This window comes from Vibrio rhizosphaerae, from assembly GCF_024347095.1.
Lineage (GTDB): Bacteria > Pseudomonadota > Gammaproteobacteria > Enterobacterales > Vibrionaceae > Vibrio > Vibrio rhizosphaerae.
In genome coordinates this window covers 345,009-371,509 of record NZ_AP024904.1, presented here as the reverse complement: position 1 = coordinate 371,509, position 26,501 = coordinate 345,009, and the positions used below count along the sequence as shown (strand labels likewise).

General features: G+C 46.2%; 22 protein-coding genes and 2 CRISPR repeat arrays (1 of these 24 only partly in view). Of the genes, 10 read left to right on the top strand and 12 right to left on the bottom strand.

Annotation, left to right across the window (positions count from 1 at the left end):
- Positions 1–251: direct repeats of the CRISPR family, unit length 28 nt; unit sequence TTTCTAAGCTGCCTACGCGGCAGTGAAC (it extends 499 nt beyond the left edge of the window).
- A gap of 1,049 nt (positions 252–1,300) precedes the next feature.
- On the top strand, positions 1,301–1,486 hold the full coding sequence (locus OCV37_RS16775) for a hypothetical protein (protein WP_038184027.1): 186 nt from the start codon (positions 1,301–1,303) through the stop codon (positions 1,484–1,486).
- Between the two features lie 118 nt (positions 1,487–1,604).
- Positions 1,605–1,993: direct repeats of the CRISPR family, unit length 28 nt.
- 455 nt (positions 1,994–2,448) lie between these two features.
- Here the strand turns inward: OCV37_RS16775 and OCV37_RS16770 are convergent.
- Positions 2,449–2,739, bottom strand: a complete 291-nt coding sequence (locus tag OCV37_RS16770) for a hypothetical protein (RefSeq protein ID WP_261888166.1) — start codon at positions 2,737–2,739, stop codon at positions 2,449–2,451.
- Positions 2,740–2,974: 235 nt separating this feature from the next.
- On the opposite strand from OCV37_RS16770, the gene OCV37_RS16765 reads away from it, so the two are divergent.
- Entirely contained in the window at positions 2,975–3,400 is a 426-nt protein-coding gene (locus OCV37_RS16765; protein ID WP_261888165.1) for a hypothetical protein, read from the top strand.
- Between the two features lie 236 nt (positions 3,401–3,636).
- Here OCV37_RS16765 and OCV37_RS16760 read toward each other — a convergent pair whose 3' ends face one another.
- On the bottom strand, positions 3,637–4,587 hold the full coding sequence (locus OCV37_RS16760; RefSeq protein WP_084717506.1) for a GHMP family kinase ATP-binding protein: 951 nt from the start codon (positions 4,585–4,587) through the stop codon (positions 3,637–3,639).
- 136 nt (positions 4,588–4,723) lie between these two features.
- Here OCV37_RS16760 and OCV37_RS16755 point away from each other — a divergent pair, with 136 nt between their 5' ends.
- On the top strand, positions 4,724–5,506 hold the full coding sequence (locus tag OCV37_RS16755; RefSeq protein ID WP_038184029.1) for a class I SAM-dependent methyltransferase: 783 nt from the start codon (positions 4,724–4,726) through the stop codon (positions 5,504–5,506).
- Between the two features lie 106 nt (positions 5,507–5,612).
- On the opposite strand, the gene cra is transcribed toward OCV37_RS16755, so the two are convergent.
- Positions 5,613–6,608: a catabolite repressor/activator gene (gene cra, locus OCV37_RS16750; RefSeq protein ID WP_038184032.1), complete on the bottom strand. Its 996-nt coding sequence runs from the start codon at positions 6,606–6,608 to the stop codon at positions 5,613–5,615.
- A 356-nt stretch (positions 6,609–6,964) separates the two neighbouring features.
- On the opposite strand from cra, the gene fruB reads away from it, so the two are divergent.
- The 3 genes from fruB to fruA are packed head-to-tail and all read left to right on the top strand — an operon-like array spanning position 6,965 to position 10,823.
- Entirely contained in the window at positions 6,965–8,101 is a 1,137-nt protein-coding gene (gene fruB / locus OCV37_RS16745; protein ID WP_038184035.1) for a fused PTS fructose transporter subunit IIA/HPr protein, read from the top strand.
- 9 nt (positions 8,102–8,110) lie between these two features.
- The gene (gene pfkB, locus OCV37_RS16740; protein ID WP_038184038.1) at positions 8,111–9,064 is read left to right on the top strand and encodes a 1-phosphofructokinase; all 954 of its coding nucleotides are present in this window, start codon (positions 8,111–8,113) and stop codon (positions 9,062–9,064) included.
- A 22-nt stretch (positions 9,065–9,086) separates the two neighbouring features.
- Entirely contained in the window at positions 9,087–10,823 is a 1,737-nt protein-coding gene (gene fruA, locus OCV37_RS16735) for a PTS fructose transporter subunit IIBC (protein WP_038184040.1), read from the top strand.
- A gap of 297 nt (positions 10,824–11,120) precedes the next feature.
- On the opposite strand, the gene OCV37_RS16730 is transcribed toward fruA, so the two are convergent.
- Both OCV37_RS16730 and OCV37_RS16725 read right to left on the bottom strand, forming a co-directional pair.
- On the bottom strand, positions 11,121–12,635 hold the full coding sequence (locus OCV37_RS16730; RefSeq protein WP_051680733.1) for an endo-1,4-beta-xylanase: 1,515 nt from the start codon (positions 12,633–12,635) through the stop codon (positions 11,121–11,123).
- Positions 12,636–13,014: 379 nt separating this feature from the next.
- Positions 13,015–13,758 (bottom strand): putative ATP-dependent zinc protease, encoded by a 744-nt coding sequence (locus OCV37_RS16725; RefSeq protein WP_084717507.1) that lies wholly within the window; start codon positions 13,756–13,758, stop codon positions 13,015–13,017.
- 637 nt (positions 13,759–14,395) lie between these two features.
- Between OCV37_RS16725 and OCV37_RS16720 the strand changes: the two genes are divergently transcribed.
- Complete coding sequence (locus OCV37_RS16720; RefSeq protein ID WP_038184042.1) at positions 14,396–14,578, top strand: hypothetical protein; 183 nt, start codon at positions 14,396–14,398, stop codon at positions 14,576–14,578.
- 118 nt (positions 14,579–14,696) lie between these two features.
- On the opposite strand, the gene OCV37_RS16715 is transcribed toward OCV37_RS16720, so the two are convergent.
- The gene (locus OCV37_RS16715; RefSeq protein ID WP_211252077.1) at positions 14,697–15,425 is read right to left on the bottom strand and encodes a TetR/AcrR family transcriptional regulator; all 729 of its coding nucleotides are present in this window, start codon (positions 15,423–15,425) and stop codon (positions 14,697–14,699) included.
- Here OCV37_RS16715 and OCV37_RS16710 point away from each other — a divergent pair.
- Positions 15,404–17,440, top strand: coding sequence for an NADPH-dependent 2,4-dienoyl-CoA reductase (locus OCV37_RS16710; protein WP_038184044.1), 2,037 nt, complete (start codon positions 15,404–15,406; stop codon positions 17,438–17,440). The genes OCV37_RS16715 and OCV37_RS16710 overlap by 22 nt on opposite strands.
- 4 nt (positions 17,441–17,444) lie before the next feature.
- Here OCV37_RS16710 and OCV37_RS16705 read toward each other — a convergent pair whose 3' ends face one another.
- The 6 genes from OCV37_RS16705 to OCV37_RS16680 all read right to left on the bottom strand — a co-directional run bounded on the left by OCV37_RS16705 (position 17,445) and on the right by OCV37_RS16680 (position 23,663).
- Positions 17,445–19,175 carry a putative bifunctional diguanylate cyclase/phosphodiesterase gene (locus OCV37_RS16705; RefSeq protein ID WP_038184047.1) on the bottom strand — a complete coding sequence of 577 codons (1,731 nt, stop codon included), beginning with the start codon at positions 19,173–19,175 and terminating at the stop codon, positions 17,445–17,447.
- Between the two features lie 14 nt (positions 19,176–19,189).
- On the bottom strand, positions 19,190–19,618 hold the full coding sequence (locus tag OCV37_RS16700; RefSeq protein WP_261888164.1) for a response regulator: 429 nt from the start codon (positions 19,616–19,618) through the stop codon (positions 19,190–19,192).
- Positions 19,596–21,431: a CHASE domain-containing protein gene (locus OCV37_RS16695; RefSeq protein WP_051680736.1), complete on the bottom strand. Its 1,836-nt coding sequence runs from the start codon at positions 21,429–21,431 to the stop codon at positions 19,596–19,598. The genes OCV37_RS16700 and OCV37_RS16695 overlap by 23 nt, the downstream gene beginning before the upstream one ends.
- A 157-nt stretch (positions 21,432–21,588) precedes the next feature.
- Positions 21,589–21,990 (bottom strand): GFA family protein, encoded by a 402-nt coding sequence (locus OCV37_RS16690; protein WP_038184051.1) that lies wholly within the window; start codon positions 21,988–21,990, stop codon positions 21,589–21,591.
- A 24-nt stretch (positions 21,991–22,014) separates the two neighbouring features.
- Positions 22,015–22,644: a 2OG-Fe(II) oxygenase gene (locus tag OCV37_RS16685; protein ID WP_051680788.1), complete on the bottom strand. Its 630-nt coding sequence runs from the start codon at positions 22,642–22,644 to the stop codon at positions 22,015–22,017.
- A gap of 332 nt (positions 22,645–22,976) precedes the next feature.
- Positions 22,977–23,663 (bottom strand): DUF4336 domain-containing protein, encoded by a 687-nt coding sequence (locus OCV37_RS16680; protein ID WP_038184629.1) that lies wholly within the window; start codon positions 23,661–23,663, stop codon positions 22,977–22,979.
- A gap of 439 nt (positions 23,664–24,102) precedes the next feature.
- On the opposite strand from OCV37_RS16680, the gene OCV37_RS16675 reads away from it, so the two are divergent.
- Together OCV37_RS16675 and OCV37_RS16670 are read left to right on the top strand one after the other, a co-directional pair.
- Positions 24,103–24,555 carry a DUF1353 domain-containing protein gene (locus OCV37_RS16675; protein WP_084717508.1) on the top strand — a complete coding sequence of 151 codons (453 nt, stop codon included), beginning with the start codon at positions 24,103–24,105 and terminating at the stop codon, positions 24,553–24,555.
- 447 nt (positions 24,556–25,002) lie between these two features.
- Positions 25,003–26,193 (top strand): cellulase family glycosylhydrolase, encoded by a 1,191-nt coding sequence (locus OCV37_RS16670; protein ID WP_038184058.1) that lies wholly within the window; start codon positions 25,003–25,005, stop codon positions 26,191–26,193.
- Positions 26,194–26,501 lie beyond the last annotated feature (308 nt).

Here is a 26,501-nt window from a genome sequence, read left to right as displayed (position 1 = left end):
CGGCAGTGAACTCGAGCCTGTTACCGTGCGTCGCTGGCTCAATTTTCTAAGCTGCCTACGCGGCAGTGAACGCCCTCAACAATCTTATTTATCGGGATTTTATTTTCTAAGCTGCCTACGCGGCAGTGAACAGTTGATTGTCTGTTCTTCTGCTTCAACAAACTTTCTAAGCTGCCTATGCGGCAGTGAACCGACGCCTGATGATGCAACGGTTGATACTCGCTTTCTAAGCTGCCTATGCGGCAGTGAACTATAAACTTATCACGAAAAACCCTGTCACAGCAAAAGGTTAGTCGAAAAAAACCTTTTTTACCTTGTTAAAATTGTCTGTTTTTAAGTTGTTGATTTTAAGCGTGTTTTTAAAGGATGAAAAATAAAGGGTCTGATGGCTTCAAATTTGGGGGCCGGAGGCTGGGAAGATAAAAATGATAGGCTGCTGGTTTGGGACGCAATCAAATCCCTCGATATCATTAGCATCTCCGACTGCGCCCCAGGTACTTTTTCAAGGCCGAAAAAGTACCCCAAAAGGCCTCGGGGTTGAGTTCAGCGCCTGTTATCAGGGACGCTTTTATTCGCTCCTGCTCACGAAAAGCTTAAAATTCATCCATGAATTTTACCCTGAGATCATCGATCAATTGAGTTTCGTTCTAAACATGTTTCACTTCACTCAAACAAACCACCCACCGAAGAAAACCATTCAAGGAAGAATGGTTAGGCTTTTCCGGGCAGGACGCCCGTAAAAGCTGGTTCTGGACAACGTTCGATTCAGCCAAACAAAAAAAGATCTTCTGGTGACTCTTGCATCTCTGCAAGAGTTACTGGCGCACTGAGTACCAATGCTTTTGAAATCGAAAAACGCAATTGTGCGTCAAATTTCAGTGCCGGAGGCTAGGAAAAACAAACCGTAAGACCGTAGGTCAATACTCCCAATACTTTGAAATCACTCGCAAAAAAATGACAAACCAAGTATTAGAAAAGTATGAGATTTCACTACACCACACGCGTTTCGCACCGCGACCACTCGCCAACATTCCAGATGAAACATACGCTGCACAGGCACCGAAAAAAAACGGTGTCGGGATTAGGAACCCCGCAATACATCAGACACGCATCTATCAGTCTTGTGACGATTGATATTTATGTGTAGCCTACTCCTCCGATTATGGTGAGCTGGGCACAGGCAGCTATGCTGGCCGTTTTTGATGTGGCGGTAGTTCCTAACCTTGTCCAGTTCACCACCCATTGATTAGGAACCTCTGAGTGGTGATAGTTTTTAATATTCCACATCAAGAGGGTTATTATGCCTAAATCTCTAAATCCTGACTTACACCTGACAGCTCGCGGCTATCTGATTGATTGTCTTATCACCAATACCCACCCCAATGTCGATCAAAATGAACTGCGGGAGGTGCTCCTGTACCTCAATAATCTGATTACCTTTGATGAGATCAATCTAAGAAAAGAAGAAATGATGCTTGATGAGTAAGCCAGCGATAGGCTGAAAACGAACGGAGTGGCACCGGTATGCACTGCGTGCCACTCCAAGTCAAAAGCTGCCTGTGCGGCAGTGAACGATTACATTGTGACATCACGAAACGCATGGAATTTCTAAGCTGCCTATGCGGCAGTGAACGGTTATCCCAAGCGCAACTTGGCCGCTTTCTTTTTCTAAGCTGCCTATGCGGCAGTGAACATTGATTCCCATCTGACGCGCTGTATCAATCCTTTCTAAGCTGCCTATGCGGCAGTGAACTATCACCGCTTGTTACGGGTGATTTGGTCGCTTTTCTAAGCTGCCTATGCGGCAGTGAACTTCCCATTGCTGTTGCATCTGCTAAATCGTCCTTTCTAAGCTGCCTATGCGGCAGTGAACCAACAAAAGCCGTTGTTATCTTTGTATAATTTTTTCTAAGCTGCCTATGCGGCAGTGAACGCAAATGCAATTCTGATTTAATCTCACCAGATTTTCTAAGCTGCCTATGCGGCAGTGAACAATAAACTTATCACGAAAAACCTTGTCACAGCAAAAGGTTAGTCGAAAAAACCCTTTTTTACCTTGTTAAAAATGCTTATTTTTAAATTGTTGATTTTAATTGTGTTTTTTGAAGGTTAAAAATAAAGGGTCTGATGGCGTCAAATTTTGGGTGCCGGAGGCTGGGAATATAAAACTTGTAATGTAGTAGTTTGGTGCGCAATCAAGTCCCTCGATTTCAATCACATCTCCGAAGCGCCCCAGATACTTTTTCATGGCCGAAAAAGTACCCCAAAAGGCCTCGGGGTTGAGTTCAGCGCCTGTTATCAGGGACGCTTTTATTCGCTCCTGCTCACGAAAAGCTTAAAATTCATCCATGAATTTCACCCTGAGCTCATCGATCAAATTGGCTTTCGCTATGTTTCACTTCACTCAAACAAACCACCCACCGAAGAAAACCATTCACGGATGAATGGTTAGGCTTTTCCGGGCAGGACGCCCGTAAAAGCTGGTTCTGGAAAACGTGTGACGCCGCCAAAACAAAAAAGATTTTCTGGTTCGTCTTTCATCTCTGAAAGATGAACTGGCGCACTGAGCACCGATGTTTCTGAAATCGGAGAACGTGATTGTGCGTCAAATTTCAGTGCCGGAGGCTGGGAAGGTAAAAATGATAGGCTGCTGGTTTGGTGCGCAATCACGCTCCTCGATTTCATCGACATCACCGACTGCGCCCCAGATACTTTTTCAAGGCCGAAAAAGTACCCCAAAAGGCCTCGGGGTTGAGTTCAGCGCCTGTTATCAGGGACGCTTTTATTCGCTCCTGCTCACGAAAAGCTTAAAATTCTTCCATGAATTTTCCCCTGAGATCATCGATCAATTGAGTTTCGTTCTAAACATGTTTCACTTCACTCAAACAAACCACCCACCGAAGAAAACCATTCAAGGAAGAATGGTTAGGCTTTTCCGGGCAGGACGCCCGTAAAAGCTGGTTCTGGAAAACGTGTGACGCCGCCAAAACAAAAAAGATTTTCTGGTTACTCTTGCATCTCTGCAAGAGTGACTGGCGCACAGAGTACCGATGTTTCTGAAATCGGAGAACGTGATTGTGCGTCAAATTTCGGTGCCGGAGGCTGGGAAGGTAAAAATGATAGGCTGCTGGTTTGGGACGCAATCAAGTTCCTCGATTTCAATCACATCTCCGAAGCGCCCCAGGTACTTTTTCATGGCCGAAAAAGTCCCCCAAAAGGCCTCGGGGTTGAGTTCAGCGCCTGTTATCAGGGACGCTTTTATTCGCTCCTGCTCACGAAAAGCTTAAAATTCATCCATGAATTTCACCCTGAGCTCATCGATCAAATTGGCTTTCGCTATGTTTCACTTCACTCAAACAAACCACCCACCGAAGAAAACCATTCACGGATGAATGGTTAGGCTTTTCCGGGCAGGACGCCCGTAAAAGCTGGTTCTGGACAACGCGTGACTAAGCCAAAACAAAAAAGATCTTCTGGTTACTCTTGCATCTTGGCAAGAGTAACTGGCGCACTGAGCACCGATGCTTTTGAAATCGAAAAACGCAATTGTGCGTCAAATTTCGGAGCTAAGGCTAGGAAAGTAAAATAGTGATGCAGCAATTTGAGACGCTCCGGCGCCATCAATATGGTCACACCTTAGGTATGAAACATTTCAGCACCTAAGTCATTGGTTTGCAATGCATTCTCAATAGCTGCTCTCTTTTCGGCCAGTTGCACATCATTGGCATCGAGGAGAATACCGATATATGTGCCACTGTGTGCGACAACAACGCCAAGCCCGCCATGCTGCTCACAGATATCAATAAACAAACTCAGATATTTATTGGGCCTCAGCCGTTGATTTAAAATTGCGCTCATTGTGGTGACATGGCCGATCTCCTGACAGTCACGCTGTTTGACTGCCTGTTGAAGACGTGCCAATAAATGCGCGTATTGCTCTCTCTCAGCGGGACTGGTCCCGGGGCGTGTTTTTTTATGGGCGACGGTATCAACGCTGCCCCCTTCATCATGCGCAATAATAAACAGCTCGGGCAACGCCCCCAAATCAGCAATCACATCTCCGATATTTTGATGAAACGCGACACAGTGAGGAAACATCACCGCATCGGTTGGCTCGATTTGGCACATGAGACGGGCAAGTTCTTCACTGCGGATACGAATCTGATAGTAGTCTGTCACCGCCCGGGCGGTCGCAACCAGATCAGCGGAAGAGCTGGCTAACCCTTTCCCTTCGGGTAAATCAGAAGCTATTTCAAGCACACCCTGCAATGGCAATTGATAGCGACTCAACAGTGTGTGTGCCAAAGCCAGTGCTTTCGTCTTATGAGGCGGACAAACCTGCAAGCCCGCCTCCTCTTTTACGAGATAAAATTTTGCGCTCACGTAGCGCTGAACCGAAAGCGTCACCAGAAAATCTTGCCCGTTGGGTAATACGCCTTGCAGTAACTCGCCAAATGTGCAGCAAGACTGACCAGAACCAAAATAACAGAGGCCGCTCGACTCCTGTGGCTCTGACAGGATATCAATCAACGGCTCACTCGTTGCCTGAACCATTTGAGAAAAACGCACAATTTGATGAGATAGCATATAAAAGGTAACTTATTACCGAATTTAGCCTTAATACGTGGTTCATCAATTTGTGTCAATAGTGAGGATATTTTGATAATAACTTTGATGCATATGGTAAAATTTTCCCCAAACGTATCAATGAGGATCACCAAAATTGACAACTGTTAATACTAAAAATATTCATGTATGGAACGCATGGGTGCCGATTCATGTCCGCTCCGATTTCTACGCCATGGATGAATTCAAGAAAAACCCTGACTCGCTCAAAGCACTCGACAAACAACTGCTGGGGGATCTGCAAGGTAAAGAGGTCCTTCATCTGCAGTGTCATTTTGGCCAAGATACCCTGTCATTAGCACATGCAGGAGCGCATGTAACCAGGGTAGATTATTCACCTGAGGCGATCAAAACTGCCACGGCACTGGCTGCTGAATTGAATATCCCGGCAAAATTCGTCTGCCAAGATGTCTTAGAACTGCAACTGGATCAGAAGTTTGACATCATCTACACCTCTTATGGGGTGATCAACTGGTTGTCCGATCTGAATCAATGGGCGCAAGTGATCCGCCGGCACTTAAAAGATGGCGGTCACTTGGTGATGGTTGAGTTTCATCCGTTTCTCAATGTACTCGACGATGAATTCAATAGCATTGGGTATGATTACTGCAATCAAGGTGACGCTGTCACATTTTCAGACCAAAAATCATATGTAAATAGTCCTGATGATCATGGGTCGTATACCACTTATGAATATTTACATCCGCTGTCTGATGTAATTAACGCGCTCACAAATGCCGGGATTACTTTCGAAATGACAGAGTACCCCTACAGTAATTACAACTGTTTTCCGAATCTGTATGAGGTCTCTGAAGGTTCTGGAACTTATCGCCATCGGTTCAGTATCCCGATGATGTTTTCAATCGTCGGACAGCTATAAACCATGCTGATAACGTGCGTGGCTCGATTTGGGTGACGATCTGTATCAGGATAACCTGTGTCAGATGGTCACCCGACTGATATCAACCACGTCATGATTTACGCCATCATGACAGGCTTGGATTGCGACGTACTTTTAACTTCCGCGGAACCAACTCAATCCCGGGCTGGTGGCGTTTTGCGGTTGCATTTAAAGCGACGGCCAGCGCACTGTCGGCAATCAGTTCAAACTGCTGTGGTAAGGAGTTAATTTTCAGCGGTAAAAAGTCCAGCAGGCGGTTATCCCCGAAAGTTGCTAAGCGAATGTTATCCATCAATTGGGGGTGTTCCAGCAGGACATCCAGAATCCCTTCCAATAATGTGTAGGAGGTTGACACAATCGCCTCGGGCACGGTGCCCTTCTCGACCCATCCGGAGAAAATTTTCTTTCCTTCTTCACGGTTAAAGTGATTGCCGTAGCCTTCTAAAATCTGAATGCCTTTGGCTTTTACTGCAGCTTCAAATCCTAGCTGACGGTCAGTTGAAATACTGAGTTCCGGTAGTGCGCCAATCAGACCAATTGACTGCAATTGATCATCCAACACCGATTCGGTCAGTTCCAAAGCGGCACTGTAATCTTCACTGACGACACAGGCGAAAAATTCATCATCGAGCGGACGGTCAATCGCAATGACCGGCGTGCCGGCCTGTTGGAGCCCATAATAAAATTCACTGGCATTGGGAATCGAGCTGGCAACAAACAGTGCATCGATGCGACGGGCAATCAGTGTGTTTGCGACGGACATTTCAGTGTCGGGGTTGTCATCTGAGCAAGCAATGAGAATCTGATATCCCGCCTGTCTGGAATTTTGCTCTAACAGTTTCGATAACCGCGCATAACTGGTGTTTTCCAGATCAGGAATAATCAAGCCGAATGAGCGACTGTTCCCGGCCCGCAAAGCAGAAGCTGTGTGATCGGGCCGGTAGTTATACGCATTCACCACATCCATAACTTTCAGTCGAGTCTTTTCACTGATGCGATACTTTTGCGCTTTTCCATTGATCACATAGCTTGCCGTTGTTTTAGACACGCCAGCCAATTTAGCAATTTCATCTAGTGTCATATCGCTACTCTTTTTAGTGTGCGTCGGATCATAGAAATAAAAATTAAGATCCTCAATAGGATTGAACTATATGCTGAATCGATTCACTATAAAAGCTGAAAGGATTCAGCAAAACTCAAAAATGATAGCGGAATCTAGTTTTTTGGACTATTTGTTAGATGACTTCAATATTATTAGTCCGTATGAAGTGACTTTTGCTGAACTTTTTTAAACCTTGCTGAAACGTTTCAGCGCATTGAAATAATAAACAATAGTGTCGACACTCAGGGAATTTTATCCCCCCAGAAACTCCATTAGAGAGCTATCGGATGTGTCCGCACTCAATCGCCAAATGAAGGCAATTAAAGGGGCCAAACATGCTGCAACTCACTCCTCATGACATCCATCTGGAACAGTCTCAATCGAACAAACAAGATGCGATTCGCGCAATTGCTGCCCATCTGAGTGAAAAAGGACTTGTCGATGCCGGGTACGTCGATGGAATGCTTAACCGGGAAGCACAAAATTCAACATTTCTCGGTAATGGTATTGCAATTCCGCACGGCACAACCGACACCCGCTCTTTAGTCAAAGAAACCGGTGTTGCGGTTCACCACTTCCCTCAAGGGGTTGACTGGGGGGATGGTAACACCGTCTATGTTGCGATCGGTATCGCTGCCAAATCGGATGAACACCTCGGTATTCTGAAACAACTCACCAAAGTGCTGTCCGCCGATGGCGTTGAACAAAAATTGCAACAAGCCAGCAAGGCACAAGAAATCATTGCCCTGCTCAATGGTGATGTTCAGTTTGAAGCCGACTTTGATGAGACCCTCATTCAACTGCAATTCCCGGCAACCGATCTGATTCAGCTCTCGGCAGTTGCCAGCGGACTACTGAAAAACAAAGGCGGCGTGAGCAGCGATTTTGTGGCTGACATCATTGCTAAAGATGCAACACCACTGGGTGGCGGTCTGTGGCTGACCAGTAGCAATCGTGGTGTGTCTCGTACCGGTCTGGCATTTATCACTGCAAGCGATGCGTTTGACGTACAGGGCCAGCCAGTTAAAGGACTGCTCGTTGTTGCTGCATGTAATGCCGCACACCAGCCGCTGATGCAAAAAATCACAGAGATTGTTTTCCAGAAGAATCAACAGGCGCTCTTCACCACTGACAAGCAAGCGGTTCTGAACGTACTCGGCTTAGCTGAATCTGCACCGGCAGAGGCTGGTAGTGATGCCAATACGGCAGTTTTCCAGGTGAAAAATTCACACGGTCTGCATGCTCGTCCGGGCGCAATGCTGGTGGCGGAAGCGAAGAAATTCGAATCAGACATCAAAGTGGCCAATCTGGATGGCGATGGTAAAGCCGTGAATGCCAAGAGCCTGATGAAAGTGATCGCTCTGGGTGTGAAATGCGGGCACCGACTTGAATTTACTGCCAATGGTGCAGATGCCAGTCAGGCCCTTGAAGCACTGGGTGCGGCAATCGCTGCCGGTTTAGGCGAACAGTAAGGGATCATTATGACGAATCGAGTAGTCACCATTACGCTCAATCCGGCACTGGATCTGACAGGCAGCCTTGACACCTTACAAGTGGGTTCAGTGAGTCTGGTCAAACAGGGCTCACTGCATGCCGCAGGAAAAGGCGTCAACGTCGCTCAAGTGCTCAGTGATCTGGGTGCCGAAGTGACGGTGACTGGTTTTCTGGGCAAAGATAATCAAGACATCTTTTGTCAACTCTTTGAAACAATGGGTGCCAAAGATGAATTTATCCGGGTTGATGGCTCGACCCGCATCAATGTGAAGTTGGTAGAAAGCTCCGGTGAGGTCAGCGATATCAACTTCCCGGGTGTTGAAGTCTCATCACAGGCCATTGCTGCATTTGAAGAAACGTTGTTCCGTCTGGCTGAAAGTCACGAATACTTCGTACTGGCAGGCAGTTTACCCAAGGGGGTTTCACCGCAACTGTGTGCGGCTTGGATCGAGAAACTTCACCAACTGGGTAAAAAAGTGCTGTTCGATAGCAGCCGTGATGCGCTTGCTGCGGGTCTGAATGCGCATCCGTGGTTAATTAAACCCAATGATGAAGAATTGTCTCATTTTGTCGGCAGACCACTTGAGTCTGCGGCTGAATGTCAACAAGCAGCGGGTGAACTCGCCGCAAAAGAGATTGAGAATATCGTTGTCTCAATGGGTGCAAATGGGGTGATGTGGCTCAACAACAATCAATGGCTACATGCAAAACCACCTCGGATGAATGTCGTCAGTACCGTCGGCGCCGGTGATACGCTGGTTGCGGGTCTGTGCTGGGGGCACATGCAATCCATGAAGAAGGAGGAATTACTTACCTTTGCAACGGCACTATCTGCACTAGCAGTGAGTCAGGTGGGTGTCGGTGTCGCCGATATCCAAGAGTTAAACACCCTACAACAGCAAATCCAATTACAACCGTATAGCCCTGAGGCTAGTAATTAAGGACAACAATAAGGTCGTAACTATGAAAATTGCCATTATTACCGCGTGCCCGAGCGGCGTCGCAAATAGTATTCTCGCTGCCGGTCTGTTAGAGCAAGCAGCGAAGTCTCTGGATTGGTCAGCAACGGTTGAATGTCACTCTTCCGTTGTCGATGGCTATACGCTCACTGATGCCGATATTGCTGAAGCTGAGCTGGTTGTCATTGCTGCCAATACCCCTGTTGATACCACCCGTTTTGTTGGCAAAAAAGTTTACCAAAGCGATATTGCCGCATGTACAGCAGATCCGAAAGCTTATCTGAACAAAGCCGCTGAACAAGCACAAGTTCTTGATAAAGCACAACCTGTCGCCGCAGCAGCAGCGCCAGCTGCATCAGCGGGTGCGGCCAAGAAAATCGTTGCAATTACTGCCTGTCCGACAGGTGTTGCACACACATTCATGGCGGCTGAAGCTCTGGAAAATACAGCCAAAACGATGGGTCACCAGATTAAGGTTGAAACCCGTGGTTCAGTCGGTGCGAAAAATCAACTGACTGCCGAAGAAATTGCAGCCGCTGATCTGGTTATCATTGCTGCGGATATTGAGGTCCCACTGGATCGCTTCAACGGTAAAAAACTCTACCGGACGAAAACTGGCCCGGCACTGAAAAAAACACAGGAAGAGATCGAAAAAGCATTCGTTCAGGCAACTGTTTATCAGGGCTCTGCGGGTTCAAATGATGCAGCAAGTGAAGAGAAGAAAGGTGTTTATAAACACTTGATGACCGGTGTATCACATATGCTACCGGTAGTGGTTGCCGGTGGTTTGATCATCGCACTATCGTTCGTCTTCGGGATTGAAGCCTTTAAAGAAGAAGGCACGCTTGCTGCGGCACTGATGAAAATCGGTGGTGGTTCAGCCTTTGCTCTGATGATTCCGGTATTGGCAGGTTACATTGCCTTCTCGATTGCAGACCGTCCCGGACTTGCACCCGGCTTAGTCGGTGGTATGTTAGCCAGCTCGATCGGTTCTGGTTTCCTTGGTGGTATTGTGGCTGGTTTCATCGCCGGTTACGCAGCAAAACTGATTGCAGATAAAGTTCAACTGCCTCAGTCGATGGAAGCACTAAAGCCGATTCTGATTATCCCGTTCTTAGCCACACTGGCAACCGGTTTGATCATGATTTATATCGTGGGTACGCCTGTTGCGAATATCATGGCAGCGATGACGTCATTCCTTGAGAACATGGGTTCAGGCAATGCGATTCTGCTGGGTATTATTCTGGGTGCCATGATGTGCTTTGACTTGGGTGGTCCGGTCAATAAAGCTGCTTATACCTTCGGTGTCGGTCTGTTGGCTTCTCAACAATACCTGCCAATGGCTGCGATTATGGCTGCCGGTATGGTGCCAGCGTTGGGTATGGGTGTTGCAACCTTTATTGCGAAAAGCAAATTTGAGAAAAGTGAACAAGAAGCTGGTAAAGCATCATTCGTGCTGGGTCTGTGCTTCATCTCAGAAGGTGCGATTCCATTTGCAGCCAAAGATCCAATGCGTGTTATCCCGGCGTGTATGGCCGGTGGCGCAGTCACAGGTGCACTCTCGATGCTGTTCGGTGCAAAACTGATGGCACCTCACGGTGGTCTGTTCGTTCTGCTAATTCCAAACGCAATTTCACCGGTTCTAATGTATCTGGTTGCTATCGCGGTTGGTACAGCGATTACTGGTATTGGTTACGCAATGCTTAAACCTCAGGTCGCGTTAGAAAAAGCAAAAGCATAATCTCCTAAACCTCTCGGGCAGATTTGCCCCGTTAAAAACGGTTTGCCAGTGGGAACGACACCCCACTGGCTTTTTTATATCTGACGCTGACACATCCCGATTGATCTTGATTGAACATTGATCTTGATTGAACAATGAGCGGTGACACTTCATGCTCACCATTCACTGTTTCTTGAACCTGTCACCCAATATAAAAATCCCCCCAGACATGATGCCTGAGGGGATCAAAGTGCAGTGTTCAGTACGCTTGCTCAGACACCGGTTCCAAATGGTGAGCAGAGCGTATGACTGCTATGATTATCGGCCTAAGTAGTTCATCAGCCAACGCATTGCCGGACGTTGTGAACCATCGTCATAAATCAGACCAGAACCATCAACCCAAGTTCTGCCGACGACATATCCCCACAGGGTAATGCCGGCAACCGCATCTGAGTTATAGAACAGTGGGAACTGACGTTTCATGACATCTAACTGAGCCTGATCGTTGGTTTTCGCAACATCATATTCAGTGATATAGATCGGTAATCCCAGCGCAATGACTTTGTTCAGATTCGCTTGCAATGCAGCATTCGAGAATCCTTCCAATCCATGCGCCTGAAGACCAATCGCATCAACAACACCCGCTTGTACGGCAGGTTTTGCCATCGCGATGAATTGATCTGTGTTCCAGCTTAACACGTTGTAATCATTCAGAATCAAGGTTGCATTCGGACAATATTGACGTGCAAGTTGGAATGATTTGGTGATCCAGTTATTACCAAATGCTCTTCTGGCGTACTCTGCCGGAGCATGACCCGGTGTGGCTTCGTTCACAACGTCAATCATCGCAACATCAGGATAGCGACGGCAGAAATCACGAATCCACTCTTCGATTTCAGCAGCCTGTTCAGATGGGCTTAAGCGATCGATCCAAGTTGGGTACTGGCTTCCCCAGACGAAGGTGTGTTGTTTAAATGGAATATTATGCTGTTTGGCATAATTATAAGCGGCATCAATGCTACTCCAGTTATAGACATCACGTGTTCTTTCGACGGATCCCCATTTGCCTTCATTCTCTGGGGTGATTTGGTTCCAGTATCTGGTGAAATCGCCGCGGACCTGACCCGAGGTTGTGATGTTACCAACGAATTTTTTACCGTTGCCTGGATTCGGGGTATCACCGCCACCATTATCACCACCACCAACATCTTCAACCGACATGTCATCTGCATAGTAGCTGACATTGCTATTATCAGATTCGATGATGAAGTGCTGGAATGGTGTGCCAGACTGTGTATATGAACCTTTCAGTTCCGTCCACTGATAGTCTGTCGCTCTTGCCATCGCAATCCGTGTATATTCATTGGTTGTCGATGTATCGGAATCGTCGGTCCGTTTACCGGTCAGGATAATATTGGCGCTTTGAGATCCCGGCGCTAATCTGACCCAAACGGATACGTTGTATTTTTTACCATTGACTAACGGTGCTGGCTTAAATGTAATGCCATTCCAAGTCGCATTGCGGTTTGCAATAAGGACACTTGCCGCACCACTATGACTTGCCTGCGTTGTACGGGTCACATAACCACCAATAGATGACCAGTTGGTTAACCCATTTTCAACGCCACCATTATTTGCCAGTCCGGCAAATGACTCTGAAGCATAATAGGCAGCAAAACCTGACGATGCCGCACTGACATCTGCTTCACTGCTGGCCACTGCTCCCGTAAATGGGATCATCAAGGCAGCGATGACTGTCAGAACTGGCGCAGCTTTGCCCCGGATCTGTCTCGCATTGAAACCTAGCCATTGTCGTTGTGTTCTTTCCTTCATGTTTTCTCCTTTGCGTTAAACGCTGATATCGCGATTTATCCAAAGACTTCTTCAATTGTGGAGAAGCACTGACAAACCGCTTAAACATAGACCAGAAATATAAATCAGGTCGCATATAGAGTATCACTAAATAAAATTTTTGAGAGATCCCACTTCAATTTTTTGTTATTCGTATCCATATATTTTTAAACCGAAGTATCAATCTGTGATCGCGTCGTTGAAATAAAGCTATCAAATCAGGAAAGGCTTATTTATTTTTCATTCTATTGATATTTATATAAAAATAGCCCCGGAATACAAAAGCATTCCGGGGCTATTGAGCAATATATTATAACAACTGGATGTTTTTAAACCGTCATTTTAATTTTATTTCATGTTTCTAATTAAATATATCAATAGTCTGTTCAGTTTCATGAGATGCCATATCACGGAACAAGCTTTGTCCGAGTCGCACGGGGAAACGGGTTCGTTGCATGGTATCCGTCAGCATGAATTCCGTCCGCTCTTTAATCTCTTTGCCAAATTCAATCCAAGTCACGACAACCGGATGTCGCTGAGCAGCATGAGCTTGGGTGGAGGTAATATCGATCCACCGCATGATCGGTAAACTGACCGAGGCACTTTTGCGCGAATCCGATTGAATCCGGAACTGAACCCATTCCTGACCACTGCGCCGGAAATAATTCACATCCGTTGTCGATAACTGGGACATTTCAGCATCCCGATCAAGTTGAGCCGGAAACTTTTCATCGACCCCCGGCAGATACACCCAACCTTTTTGATCCGTGCCTGACGGCTCAGCCGGGGTGACCGTGGCATCAGGGGACGTCTGGCGATCAGCCACAATAGGTTGCTCAACGTGCTCACGTCCCACAGATTCAGTTGATGCCTTCTCGCTGACGTCCGTTGGTTGATGCACGGTCTCCTGCGTTGCAACATCACTCTGGGGTGCAAATTCATATCCATAGGACTGATCGATCTGCTGCATGACGGTTTCGCGGTCCGCATGGCTCGCGTCCTGTTGTGTTGTGGATGTCTCATCCTCAACCGATCTGGTATTGCTACAGCCCACCACCCCACTCAACAGCATTAATGTTATCCATGACTTCCATGGTCGTTTCATCCGATTCCCCCACGTTTATTGGGCCGCCAAATATGATGCTGCCACTGAAATTCATCAACTGATTCATATCGACTGATGATTGGTTCTATTGCTTACTTATCTATTACTTATTGATTTCTTACTTATCAAATTGTGGTGGTTTATAGGTAATTTTCAAGATGTTAGCTTATTTTTTATCCTGAAAACTACAAATTTTTGCGCTTTATGTCGGCTCAACAGTGATCTGCTTTCCACCGATGAACATCAAACCAGCCCCTAAGCAGTGCTCGGTATCGCTCAGTATATGACACTGGCAGATGGTGCCTCCCACTAAGATCACGAATCGCGATGATGCTTGATGAGTGATGGCCAAAATCTAAAGAAAAAGAAGAATATCATACCAATTTATCAGCGCAGGAAGAGAGTCAGCCGATCTCTTCTGGTATTAACAGGCTGCAATATGGCCTCGAATCATATTCAATATGAGTAATAACATTATTTAATGTGAACATGAGATTACATTTATTAATGATATTAATAATTATTTCATCAAATTAATCTTCCATTTTTAACTAGTGAAGTAACAGTTCATTTACGCTACGTTTACATTCAGGTTACTAAGAAATTCAATAAAAACCGTGGTTGAGGAGAAGTAAATATGAAAGTTTTAGTTCAGTTTGATCAAAGCGGAAAACACCGAGACAACGTATGGGAAGCGCCAATTGCCCACGCGAAAGGTGAATTGTTAGCAGTTAGTCCGATGCTTGCCGTTCAGTTACTCAAGAATCATCAGGCTCACCTATGTCTCAATGAATCCGGAGAAATTCTGTTTAGCTCGTAGCACATATTTTTTATTTAGTTGATGTGATTCAACTAAACAATCTTTAGCTGTATTCCCCCACATGTTTGGGTGGCGCCACGTCCAAGGCAATACCCAACATGTTTTTCTCTCACTGTTATCACTTGTCTGATGCCTTCGTGTCCGGTGTCAGTAACATCCGAATCGCACAATCACACATATCATCAATATGCTGACTATCGGCATAGACGCCGTCGATAACCAATCGTGCTAACCCGTGCATGGTACTCCAGATCACCTGCGCGAGCCGCACGGTGGTTTCTTCCTGAGGAAATAGCCCTAACTGCTGCCAGCGTGCGGTAATTTCTACCTGATACTGAAAACAGAGATAGGCAATGTCTTTTAATGTCGGGGTGGCCTGTGCTTGCTTCCAGATAGCCCGGCCAAACATCAGTTCGTAGGTTTCCGGCGTTGTGGTTGCATCCTGAATGTAGTGATAGAAGAAGCGGCGAAACATCTCACGATGATCAGACTCTGTACTCTCGACCAGTTGACGAGTCCGCTGATACCAATGATGAAATCCCTGCTCAGCCAATGCGCAGAGTAATTCATTTTTATCCTGAAAATGGTGATATAACGCGGTCCGGGATACACCGACGTGGTCGGCCAGCTTACGCAGTGACAAGCCTTCAATACCAGTCTCTCTCAACATGAGACTGGCTGACTGCAACAGACTGCGGCGCAGATCACCATGATGGTAGTTTGATTTTTTTGATGTCATACGCTGTAAATTAGCACGAATCTTGACAGTGTCAAAATCATCGACAATATTGACACTGTCAAGATAAAAACAGAGGGATATCGCATATGACGGCATCAGACCATCCACATTACCCACACCTGTTCCAACCACTGGATTTAGGCTTTACCACGTTGAAAAATCGGGTATTGATGGGATCGATGCATACCGGATTAGAAGATATCCCGCACGGTGAGAAACGCCTTGCCGCCTATTATGCTGAACGTGCCAGAGGTGGGGTCGGTTTGATTGTGACCGGCGGCATCGGCCCTAACCCGGAAGGTGCAACCCATCCACAGAGTCCGGGGCTCACCACAGCAACGCAAATTCAGGCCCATCGGCTGATCACGCAAGCGGTACATGCCGAGGGGGGCAAAATCTGTCTGCAAATTCTGCATACCGGACGATATGCCTATAACCCGGCACTGGTCGCACCGTCGGCAATTCAGGCACCGATTAACCGCTTCAAACCCAAGGCCCTCGATGAACAAGGCATTGAAAAGCAGCTTAACGACTTCGTGCAAACGGCACTCAACGCACAACAGGCCGGTTACGATGGTGTGGAAATCATGGGCTCAGAAGGTTATCTGCTCAATCAGTTTATTGTCACCCGCACCAACCAACGCGATGATCAATGGGGAGGAAGCTATCACCATCGCATCCGCTTTCCATTAGAAGTCGTACGACGGGTCAGAGCTGCCGTCGGTCAACATTTCATTCTTATTTACCGCCTGTCGATGCTGGATCTGGTCGAAGGTGGCTCCAGTGCTGCAGAAATTACTGAGCTTGGTCAGGCGATTGAAGCGGCTGGCGCAACCCTGCTCAATACCGGAATCGGCTGGCATGAAGCGAGAATTCCTACCATCGCCACATGTGTCCCGCGGGGGGCTTTTACCTGGGTGACCAAACATTTCCGTCAGGCCTTTCACATTCCGGTGATTACCACCAACCGGATTAATACCCCGGAAATGGCCGAAAGCGTCTTAGCCCGGGGGGATGCCGATATGATTTCGATGGCCCGCCCTTTTCTCGCCGACCCTGAATTTGTCTACAAAGCGCGTCAGGGCCGCAGTGATGAAATCAATACCTGTATCGGTTGTAATCAGGCCTGTCTGGACCATGTTTTTGTCGGCAAAATCGCCAGTTGTCTGGTCAATCCATTTGCTTGCCATGAAACGGAACTTGTCGCCAGTCCCACGGCTCAGCCGAAGCAAATAGCCGTCATCGGTGCCGGACCGGCTGGCCTTGCAGCAGCAGTCACTGCGGCCCGCCGTGGTCATCGCGTGACGTTGTTCGATGCCGCAGCTGAAATCGGCGGTCAGTTTAATATCGCCAAACAGATCCCGGGTAAATCGGAGTTTCATGAAACCTTGCGCTATTTTCGTCGTCAACTCGCATTATTGCCGATCAATCTTCAGCTCAATACATATGTTCATGTGGAACAACTGAATCAGTCAGATGTGGATGAAGTGATCATTGCAACAGGTGTCTTCCCCCGTACACCCGCCATTGAGGGGATCGAGCACGCGAAGGTGCTCAGTTATCTCGACGTTTTGCGCGAGCAACATCCCGTCGGCCAGCGGGTCGCGATTATCGGGGCCGGAGGGATTGGGTTTGATGTGGCAGAATATCTGTCTCACGAAGCGAATCAAACCGCATTGACGACTCCTGAGACATTTATGCAGCAATGGGGAATAGATATGACACTCAAGGCGCGTGGCGGGATCGAAGGCATTCAGCCTCCCCCTCAGAAATCACCGCGCCAGATTTATCTGCTCCAGCGTAAAACAACCAAAGTCGGCGCCGATCTCGGCAAAACCACCGGCTGGATCCATCGTACCAGCTTGCAAAACCGGGGCGTACAGATGTTATCGGGCTGTGAGTATTTACGGATCGATGATGATGGTTTATGGCTACAAATCAATCAGCAACAGCAATGTCTCGACGTGGATCATGTGATTATTTGTGCCGGACAAGAGCCTTTACGAACGCTCACCGAAGGTCTGCATAAACCCTACCATCTGATCGGGGGGGCAGACATTGCTGCCGAACTCGATGCCAAGCGGGCCATCCGTCAGGGCACGCTTACGGCGATTCAGATATAACGGATTACTCAGCTTTGCCAGATGAGTTTCCTGTCTGGCAAAGCCATTGGGTTTCAAAGTCTTGTGCCGCAATCGGGTGAGAAAATAAATAACCCTGCAGTCGATTAACCGCCAATGATTGGCAAAAACGTTTTTGTGCTTCGGTCTCTATGCCTTCGGCCACGGTTTCATATCCCAGTGAATGGGCAAACGCACAGATAGCTTTGAGTAAAGTCCGCTGTTTTTCATCGTCTGAGCTTTGTACGAAAGATTTATCAATTTTCAGGATACTGAACGGAAACTGACTCAGGTGTGATAAAGAAGAGTAGCCCGTGCCAAAATCATCCAGAGAGAGGCGAACCCCCGTGGCTGATAAGTTATTCAGCATCTCTATCGCACTGAGGCTATTCTCCAGATGACTTTCGGTTAACTCCAACTCAACCAGAGCCGCAGGGATGTTGTATTGTGCCAGACAGTTTTGCAGATATTCCGACAAGGCGTGGTCCTTTAACTGACGCGCTGACAGGTTGACTGCAATCGAAAAGTGAATATGCGTTCCCAGCGCAGCTTCGACCCATTGACTAAATTGACAACAAGCCGCCTGAATCACCCAGCGGCCAATCTCAATAATCAGATCTGATTCTTCTGCAATCGGAATAAATTCGTCCGGCTGGATCATCCCTAAATCGTGATGTTGCCAACGAATCAACGCTTCGACACCCACCAACCGTTCTGAGCGGGCATCTAACTGCGGTTGAAAATACAAGGTTAATTGATCGTTTTTTAACGCTTGCTTTAAATCAAATTCCAATTGTATCCGTGAAACGATTTTTTGATGTAAATCGGCAGAATAATACTGTACACGATTACGGCCAAGCTCTTTGGCACGATACATTGCGACGTCAGCACATTTCATCAAACCCGTCGCGTCGGTGGCGCATAACGGATAGGTTGCAACCCCGATACTTGCAGTCACTTCGATGGTTTGTCCCTGAATCATCATCGGTGTTTCTAAAGATTTTAAAATGCGATCCGCCAGTAAGCGAACCTGCTCAAGTTGTGGCAAATCATGAACAAGAATCGCGAATTCATCTCCCCCTAGACGGCACAACTTATCACTTTTGCGAATAGGTTGTTCCAGACGTCGGGCAATCTCCTGCAGGAGGTAGTCTCCGGCTTGGTGGCCCAGTACATCGTTGACTTTCTTGAAGTTATCCAAGTCTAACAACATTAAGACCAATTGTTGACCGCTCCGGGAATTCTTGCTCACCGCATCCCGAAGCGCTTCATCAAAAAAGTATCGATTCCGCAAACCGGTCAGACTATCACGCTCTGCGATATAGCGAAGTTGCTCGTGATTTGCCCGGATCTGTTGTTCAAGCAAATGTCGCTCTTGTGAAATCAAAATCGCCCGTTTTAAACGTGACGCTGTAATTTCACTTTTCATAATAAAATCTTGCGCACCGGCTTCAATACATGTCAACGCCAGCTTTTCATCATTACTATGGCTTAACATCACAATCGCGGTTGAATAATCATTGCCTCCGCGAATCTCACGCAATATCTCAATACCGTTTGAAGGGGGAATCTGATAATCGAGTAAGATCATGTCATAGCCGTGCTCAGAAGCCTGACGAATCCCCTCGATCGCAGTGTCAGACTGATCAACTCTGCCTAAAATCAATTCTGACTGACGCAAAGTTCTGATGGCTGACATCCGGTCGATCGCATCATCATCAATAATCAATATATCCATAGAACGCCTTGCCTCTAATGCGGAATTTCAACCAATCGCCAGTAGTTTTCGAGAAATGCCAATACAGGGTCGAAATCTTGATTGACCGATGATTTCACAATATATCCGGCGACATTATGCTGATAAGCCTGTGCAATTTCCTCTTCGCGCTTTGATGTCGTTAAAACAAAGATGATTGAATTTTTGAGTGTTTTATCATCACGTATCACACTGAGTAACTCTAGCCCACTCATTCTCGGTAAATTTAAATCGAGTAACACAATAAATGGCTGCTCAATCTTACCCTGTCGTAAAATTTCTAATGCTTCAATGCCATCGATCGCGCGAATCACAGGATTACTCAACTGCATTTTGTGCAATGCTCTTTGCACACTCATCGCATCAATGTCATCGTCTTCGACCAGTAAAATACTGACTGGTTTATGATTCGTCTCTCTCATCATCTGCTGTATTCTGTGATTTCATTCCAATCGGCCAGGAGAATGAAAACGTGAGTCCACGTTTTCCGTCTGATTGAATCTGATAGGGGCAGTGATAACGCTCTAATATTTTTTTAATGATCGATAATCCCAGTCCGCTGCCTTCAACCTGATCCCGGGGTTTAAGGGTATGGAACAGCTCAAACACTTTCTCCTGATGTTCAACGGGAATTCCCGGGCCGTCATCCTTCACTTCAAAATGCAGAGACTGTGGTGACTGAGTAACATGAATCGCAATATTTCCCGCCTCTTGATCATGATGTTTCATGGTATTGCCGATTAAGTTTCTGAGAATTTGTTCCAGCGGTGTGGCAACCGTCGTCACGACTTCATCCGGCGCATCAACCGTTAGCGAAAAACGGTGGTCATGATTCAGCAATTGAAATACGTCCTCAATCATAGACGCAACATTGACGGACACCGGCAGCTCTTTGTTTCTGCCGACCCGAGAATAGGTGAGCAAATCATCGAGCAAACGCTCGAGCCGGGAGATCCGGTTTTTCATTAATTCGAGATGTGCATAGGTCGTTTCTGTCAGTTTCCCCTCACTATCTTCTTCAATCCACAACGCCAGCTGATTGATCCCTCTGAGCGGTGCTTTTAAGTCATGAGAGGCGACAAAGGCAAACTGATCGAGTTCGCTGTTGGCTTCTTCCAAATCCCAGTTTTTTTGCCGGAGATCGTCACTGGCCTGTTCCAATTCTTCTTTACGTAACTTCAAACTGGCAGTGACCTTCTGCGCGTACTCAATCGCATTCCGGTTTGATCGGGCGAGGATGAAGAAAATGGCAAAAAGTAGCACATCGATCGTTAAACCTCCGAACAAAATGACAAAAGGCTGGGCACTGCTTTGTTGCGTCCGGAATAGCTGTGTCGATTGCAGATGAAAACGCCATTCACGCCCGTAAAGTTTCAGCGTAATCTCGCGTTGAAATAGTGGATCAGCATCAAGATTTTCAGCATTTGAATCCAGTTCGGTATAGAGTAAAGTGTCTCCGTCATGAATGCTGAAATTAACGAGACGATTGACATTTTTTAAGGTCCCGTCCATCAATTTGTACATGATGAACGGCGCATACACCAGCCCCTTAAAATCGCTGTCGGTTTCACCATACCGGTCAGAAGGCCGACCCGGTGAAGACCACGGTGCATAGAACAAAAATCCCGGTGTTTTTTGATCATCCTGCACCAGCGTAATCGGGCCGGTAATATTCGCATGCTGAGAGTCACGGGCTTTTTTCGCTGCGGTATACCGGTTTATTTCATGTGCCATATCTAACCCAACCGCCCGGCGGTTTTCAGATTGCGGTTCGATATAGGTGATCGGCCAGTATTCGGGTTCTGCGTGAGCAGGATGAAGACCATAGTCAGGTATGGATTCCCGTTGCCACGCCAGATAGTTGGCAAGCTTTTGCGGCGGCACATAATGAATCACCCCAATGCCGTTAATCCCCGGGAAACGCTGATCGATCTGTAAGCTTGCTGCAAATGTTCGCCAATCTTCCCGCGAGGCATCACGCGGAAACATTTTTAATGCGGAGACCCCCGCCCATAATGCTTCTTCGTAGCGAATCATTCGCTCTTGTACCAGTTCGACGATTTGCTGTGACTGAAACTCAAACTGATTGGTGATTTTCAGGTTGGTCTGGCGTTCAGTAATATAGTAAGCGCCAAAAGTCAGTATCAGAGACAGTGAAATAACAGCCCAGTGATACCAATGCAACCCAGTGGTAGTCCCCTTCACTTCGTACTCAATATCTTTCGATTGAGATGGCATCAATCGTGCGCTCCCAAAATAAAAACGATAATTTTAAGTTAGTTGAAGGGTTCAAAAACCTCAATATTTGTTCAATCTTCAGTTGTGACTAGTTTGAGCTATTCGATCATTCTATGAAAATCTGAGTCAGGCCAAAAATGATGAAATGTGAATCCGTTTATTCAGGCAATTGTGCAAAACCCGGCAGGTTGTCGGTATTTTTTGACCAGTTTGCCTGACTGTCGACAAAAATATTTGCGTCAGGCATCCGTGGAGGCTCTGAATCCAGGCTTCCGGCGGGGAGCAGAATCATGGTGCTGTTGATGACGGTCGGCACAGCTGAGCCACAGTTTTGACAAAAGCTTTTCACATGACGGGAGTCCGGATGGTGATACGTTTTTACTAAATCAGCACCACTCAGCCAATCAAAGGTGGTGGGGTTGATAAATATATTTGCCGCATGAGCTGACCCCGTATCTTTACGGCACCGCTGACAGTGGCACAGGAAAAATTTCTGTAGTTTACCGGCCACTTCATACCGGATACTGCCACACAGGCACGAACCTTGAAAATGATGCATACATCCTCCTGATGATCAGTGTAATTAACGCGGGGGATCGATTCGGTTATTAATCGAGGTATTCACCCGGAACCAACCGGCAATCGAGTATCGATCTCGCGTCGCGGGACGCACTTCATGCGGAAATTCCTCACTGAGAAAAACCACAATGGTTCCATACAGCGGTACGACGCTGATCCCTTCCTGGTCCAAATCATCCCGATACAAAATCAGTTCGCCGCCATCGGTCGCCCCCCAATTCGGATTTAAATACGTCACGACGGACAAAACCCGGTTGGCTTCACCACGAAAAGCATCATAATGCCGTTTATAAAAGGCTCCCGGCGGGTAATGCGCGAAATGGCTTTCAAACGAGAACAGCCCCAGAAAAAGCCGTTGATTGAGGAAGCGCTTTAACTGTGATGTCCAGTCGATCCAAGCTTGTCCTGAATCTGATTGTCCGGTAATCCAACAAATTTCATCATTTCTGACAAAGTCATTTTTCAGATAGTCATCGCGCCGACCGATACCAGCGTCGATATATTTGTCAGCATGAAGCGATTGCTGGTGATCAAACAGTGGGCCGGAGATCGCTTCTGGCAACGCAGCCGGACGAATGCTATATCCTTGCTTTTCTATATCATCAGCAATCAGCTCGAATAAATTTTCATTCATCGAACTCCCGTCATCTGTTTTTGATCCATTGGCTTTTGAAAATCGATCAAACGCTGCCACATTGATTCCTTATTATCGTCATTCATGTATACCGACATGTTGATATCACATCGCACACTGAGTCATATCAACCCACGCTGCGTTGCACAGAAACACACCATTTATTGCCGGGCAAAGTACCACATTCCGCGCATTTCGCTACATATTTCGTTCACCGATTCGGCATGATGAGATGCGGTTAAATGATCGGCCATTCACCCCGCGAGCGACGCCCCTTGGAACACAAGGTTCAGCACCAGAAAATGACAGAGTCAACAGTCTATTGATTCCGTTTATAATAGCCAGCGAAATGAACGGCGTAAGAATTTATCGGCATTTTCCGTCACAATCATACCGTGTGCCATGACAATGGTCTTGGGGTTCCAACTCAGGATTTTCTCCAAATGCGTCCGAGCGGTCGCTTTGCCCATCAAAAAGCTTAAGCGCCAATCCAATGGCATTTTACCGGTCGGGGCAAGAATCCCGGTCAGCTTAGCCAACAAACGCTGAAAGAAATTGAAAGCTTGCGGTGAGAAGTTTTCAATCAGATCCGTGACAATTAACGTCTCAGTCGAACGGTGAAAAAAGACACACTCCTGCATCACCTGAGAACCGGTAAATAACACGGCATCCAGTTCATCGGTCCACGGATAATCGGCCTGTGCGGACAAAGTCGCATTAAATGTCAAATCCTGACGCTTATGACGTACCCCTTCGGTTCCATACGAGAACGCTTCCGGATAAGCGGCTTGCCATTGGGCAATAAACAGATGATGAAGCTGGTTGGGCGCGATCAAGTATTTCACAACCCCTAAAGCATCGACTGCGGCTTGCAGTTCAGAATTAAATTCAATGGGGCTGTGAACCCATAAAGATTGATCGGCAAGCCGGACAATCGTCATCCTTGTCGAATACGGTAAGGTTAAAAACGGAACGGTTTTACCATCGAATATCCAAATATTTTCACCAATCTTTGTCATCATTGTCTTCTCCGTTTTGGTTTTTCATCTTTCAGCACAACGCGCGTCCCCGTTGATGGATGTTCATTGATAACGGTTTGTTTATCACTATTTGTTTATAACCATTCGTTTATAACTATTCGTTCATAACTATTCGTTCATAACCATTCGTTGAGAGCCGTTCGTTCATCAGAACGGGCTGAAAAACAGTATGCAACAAAAAACATAAAATGCACAGACTGTATGACTGACCGCAACTTCCCCTCATTTTCTCCGACGTTCGCCTCAAATAGACTTGCTAACTCTCTGTAACTATTTATATTTGTTCGCAAAGTTGTTCGCAGGCCCCCCTATTCAATAGTCATCAATACACATAATCTATCTCTGCTGCGGATCATGTGCCTCAGCCGTCCGGACGAACATACAACCCAATAACACGCTTGAATATGGAGACTCGAATATGAGCATGAGCAATTTATATTTATTTCCGGTGACCGAACCACATAGCAGTAAGCTTGATGAAGCCTATGAAGTTGCTGAGGATTTTGGCATCGTCAACCAAGGCACAGAACTCTGGGTGCCGAAGTTCTTTCAGTACGATGGGGCAAGTATTCCGAGTGCTGCCTACAGTATTATCGGGACACCGTTTAACCCGCGCTTTATGAAAGCGGCAGTGATCCATGACTGGCTCTATTATACGCATTTGTTAAGCCGCTCTGATGCCGATCAACTGTTCTACGAGCTACTGCGCGAATCGGGTGTCAAAAAAGTTAAAGCGATTTTAATGCGCGAGGCGGTTGAAGCATTCGGCCATTTCTACTGGGAAAATAATGACGATGATGTGAAATATTTATCTGATCTGAAAATCATGATTCAGAATGACCATCGCTTACCATCAAAGTATGGGCTGTAATTTTACCAACAGACCAAGCAATACCATTACTTTCTTGTTTTCTGGAAATAAAAATCTGAAAATGAAAACATGATAAAATAATGTCACTATTCCGTCCTTTTTATAGGACGGAATATCATATTCACTCGCCAGACAATATCCTATCCCTTGGATTTTCATACATTATTTCATAACATCCTTTGAAATACAGATCACAAAGATTGTTTCAGTAAATTCAAAACAATATATTTAATAATATAAATAAAAATATAAAAACCGACTATCGAGTGTATTGTCACAACTATGATAGTTCGTATTCCAATTTGCCTATTAGCATCTATATTTAAATAATTGCCAATTTATTGATTGGCAATCTTTGTCAAACATACTTCCAAGCTAACAATACAATTATCATGAGTCATTCCACATATAATGAATGGTACGTCATGTTTAATTAGAGGTGAACTGATGTCATATTTACCAACACAACGTCTATCGATGAAAAAACGCCGTTTCCCGGCAAAAAAATTATTACTTTCCTGTCTGGGATGCTTATTTGTCGGATTAAGTCAGCAAGCATGGGCGGTTGAACCTTTGTCAGTGTCCGGCAATAAAATCTATGCCGGAGATACCGTGAAGAGCTTCGCGGGTAACAGTCTGTTCTGGAGTAATAACGAATGGGGCGGTGAAAAGTTCTATCGCGCAGATATTGTCAAAATGCTTCGGGATGACTGGCATTCAAGTATTGTCCGGGCATCAATGGGAATTCAGGAAGATGGTGGCTATCTCGATGATCCGGCCGGTAATAAGGCCAAAGTGATTACCGTCGTCGATGCCGCAATTGAAAACGACATGTATGTAATCATCGACTGGCATTCTCACCATGCCGAAGATAACGTTGCTGAAGCGGTCAGCTTCTTCCGGGAAATGGCTCAGAAATATGGCGATAGCCCCAACGTCATTTATGAAATCTATAATGAGCCGCTGCAAATCTCTTGGGATCATGTCATCAAGCCTTATGCCGAAAAAGTCATTGCTGCAATCCGCGAGTTTGATCCAGATAACTTAATCGTGGTCGGTACCCCAAGCTGGTCACAAGATGTCGATACCGCATCTTTTAATCCCATCAACGGAACCAACATTGCCTATACACTGCACTTCTATGCCGGTACACACGGACAATATCTCAGAGACAAAGCCCTCACCGCGATGAATAATGGCATTGCGCTCTTCGTCACCGAATGGGGCACTATCAACGCCGACGGAGACGGTGGGGTCAATGAAGCGGAAACCAATATCTGGGTGAACTTCATGAAAGAGCATGACCTCAGTAATGCAAACTGGGCGTTAAACGACAAAGCTGAAGGCGCATCGACTTATTATCCCGATACGATGAATCTGACGCCATCCGGCAAAAAAGTAAAATCAATTATTGAAAACTGGCCATATCAGCTGGGCAACAATACCCCACAAACATGTGCCGGCGTCAATGTCTATCCAAACTGGACACGCAGGGCGTGGGAAAACGGCCCTTATAACCATAGCGACAGCGGTGACTACATGGTGTATCAGAATAAACTCTATCAGGCCAACTGGTATACGACATCAACTCCCGGTAGTGATAACTCCTGGACTTTGACCGGCGCGTGTACAAATTAATCAATACGCTCTGATATCCTATCTTTTGCAGGATCTTGCCAGCACGCTGTGCTGGCTTTTTTTTCAGCGATATCAATCACCGTCACAAATCTTTAATTATTGCTAGTTTTTCTATATCAACCATGCAACCAATTGTTTCATAAATGAAAACTTAGTTCCCCTCGATTACCTGACTTTCAAGCAAAATTTACAAATTTGTTGAATTTCAAAAACTTAAAAACACATAGTTATAATATATTGCAAAGATGTTAAAAACCAAACCATTTACCCAATATGTAACATTAAAGTAAAATAAAAAGCTAATAAAT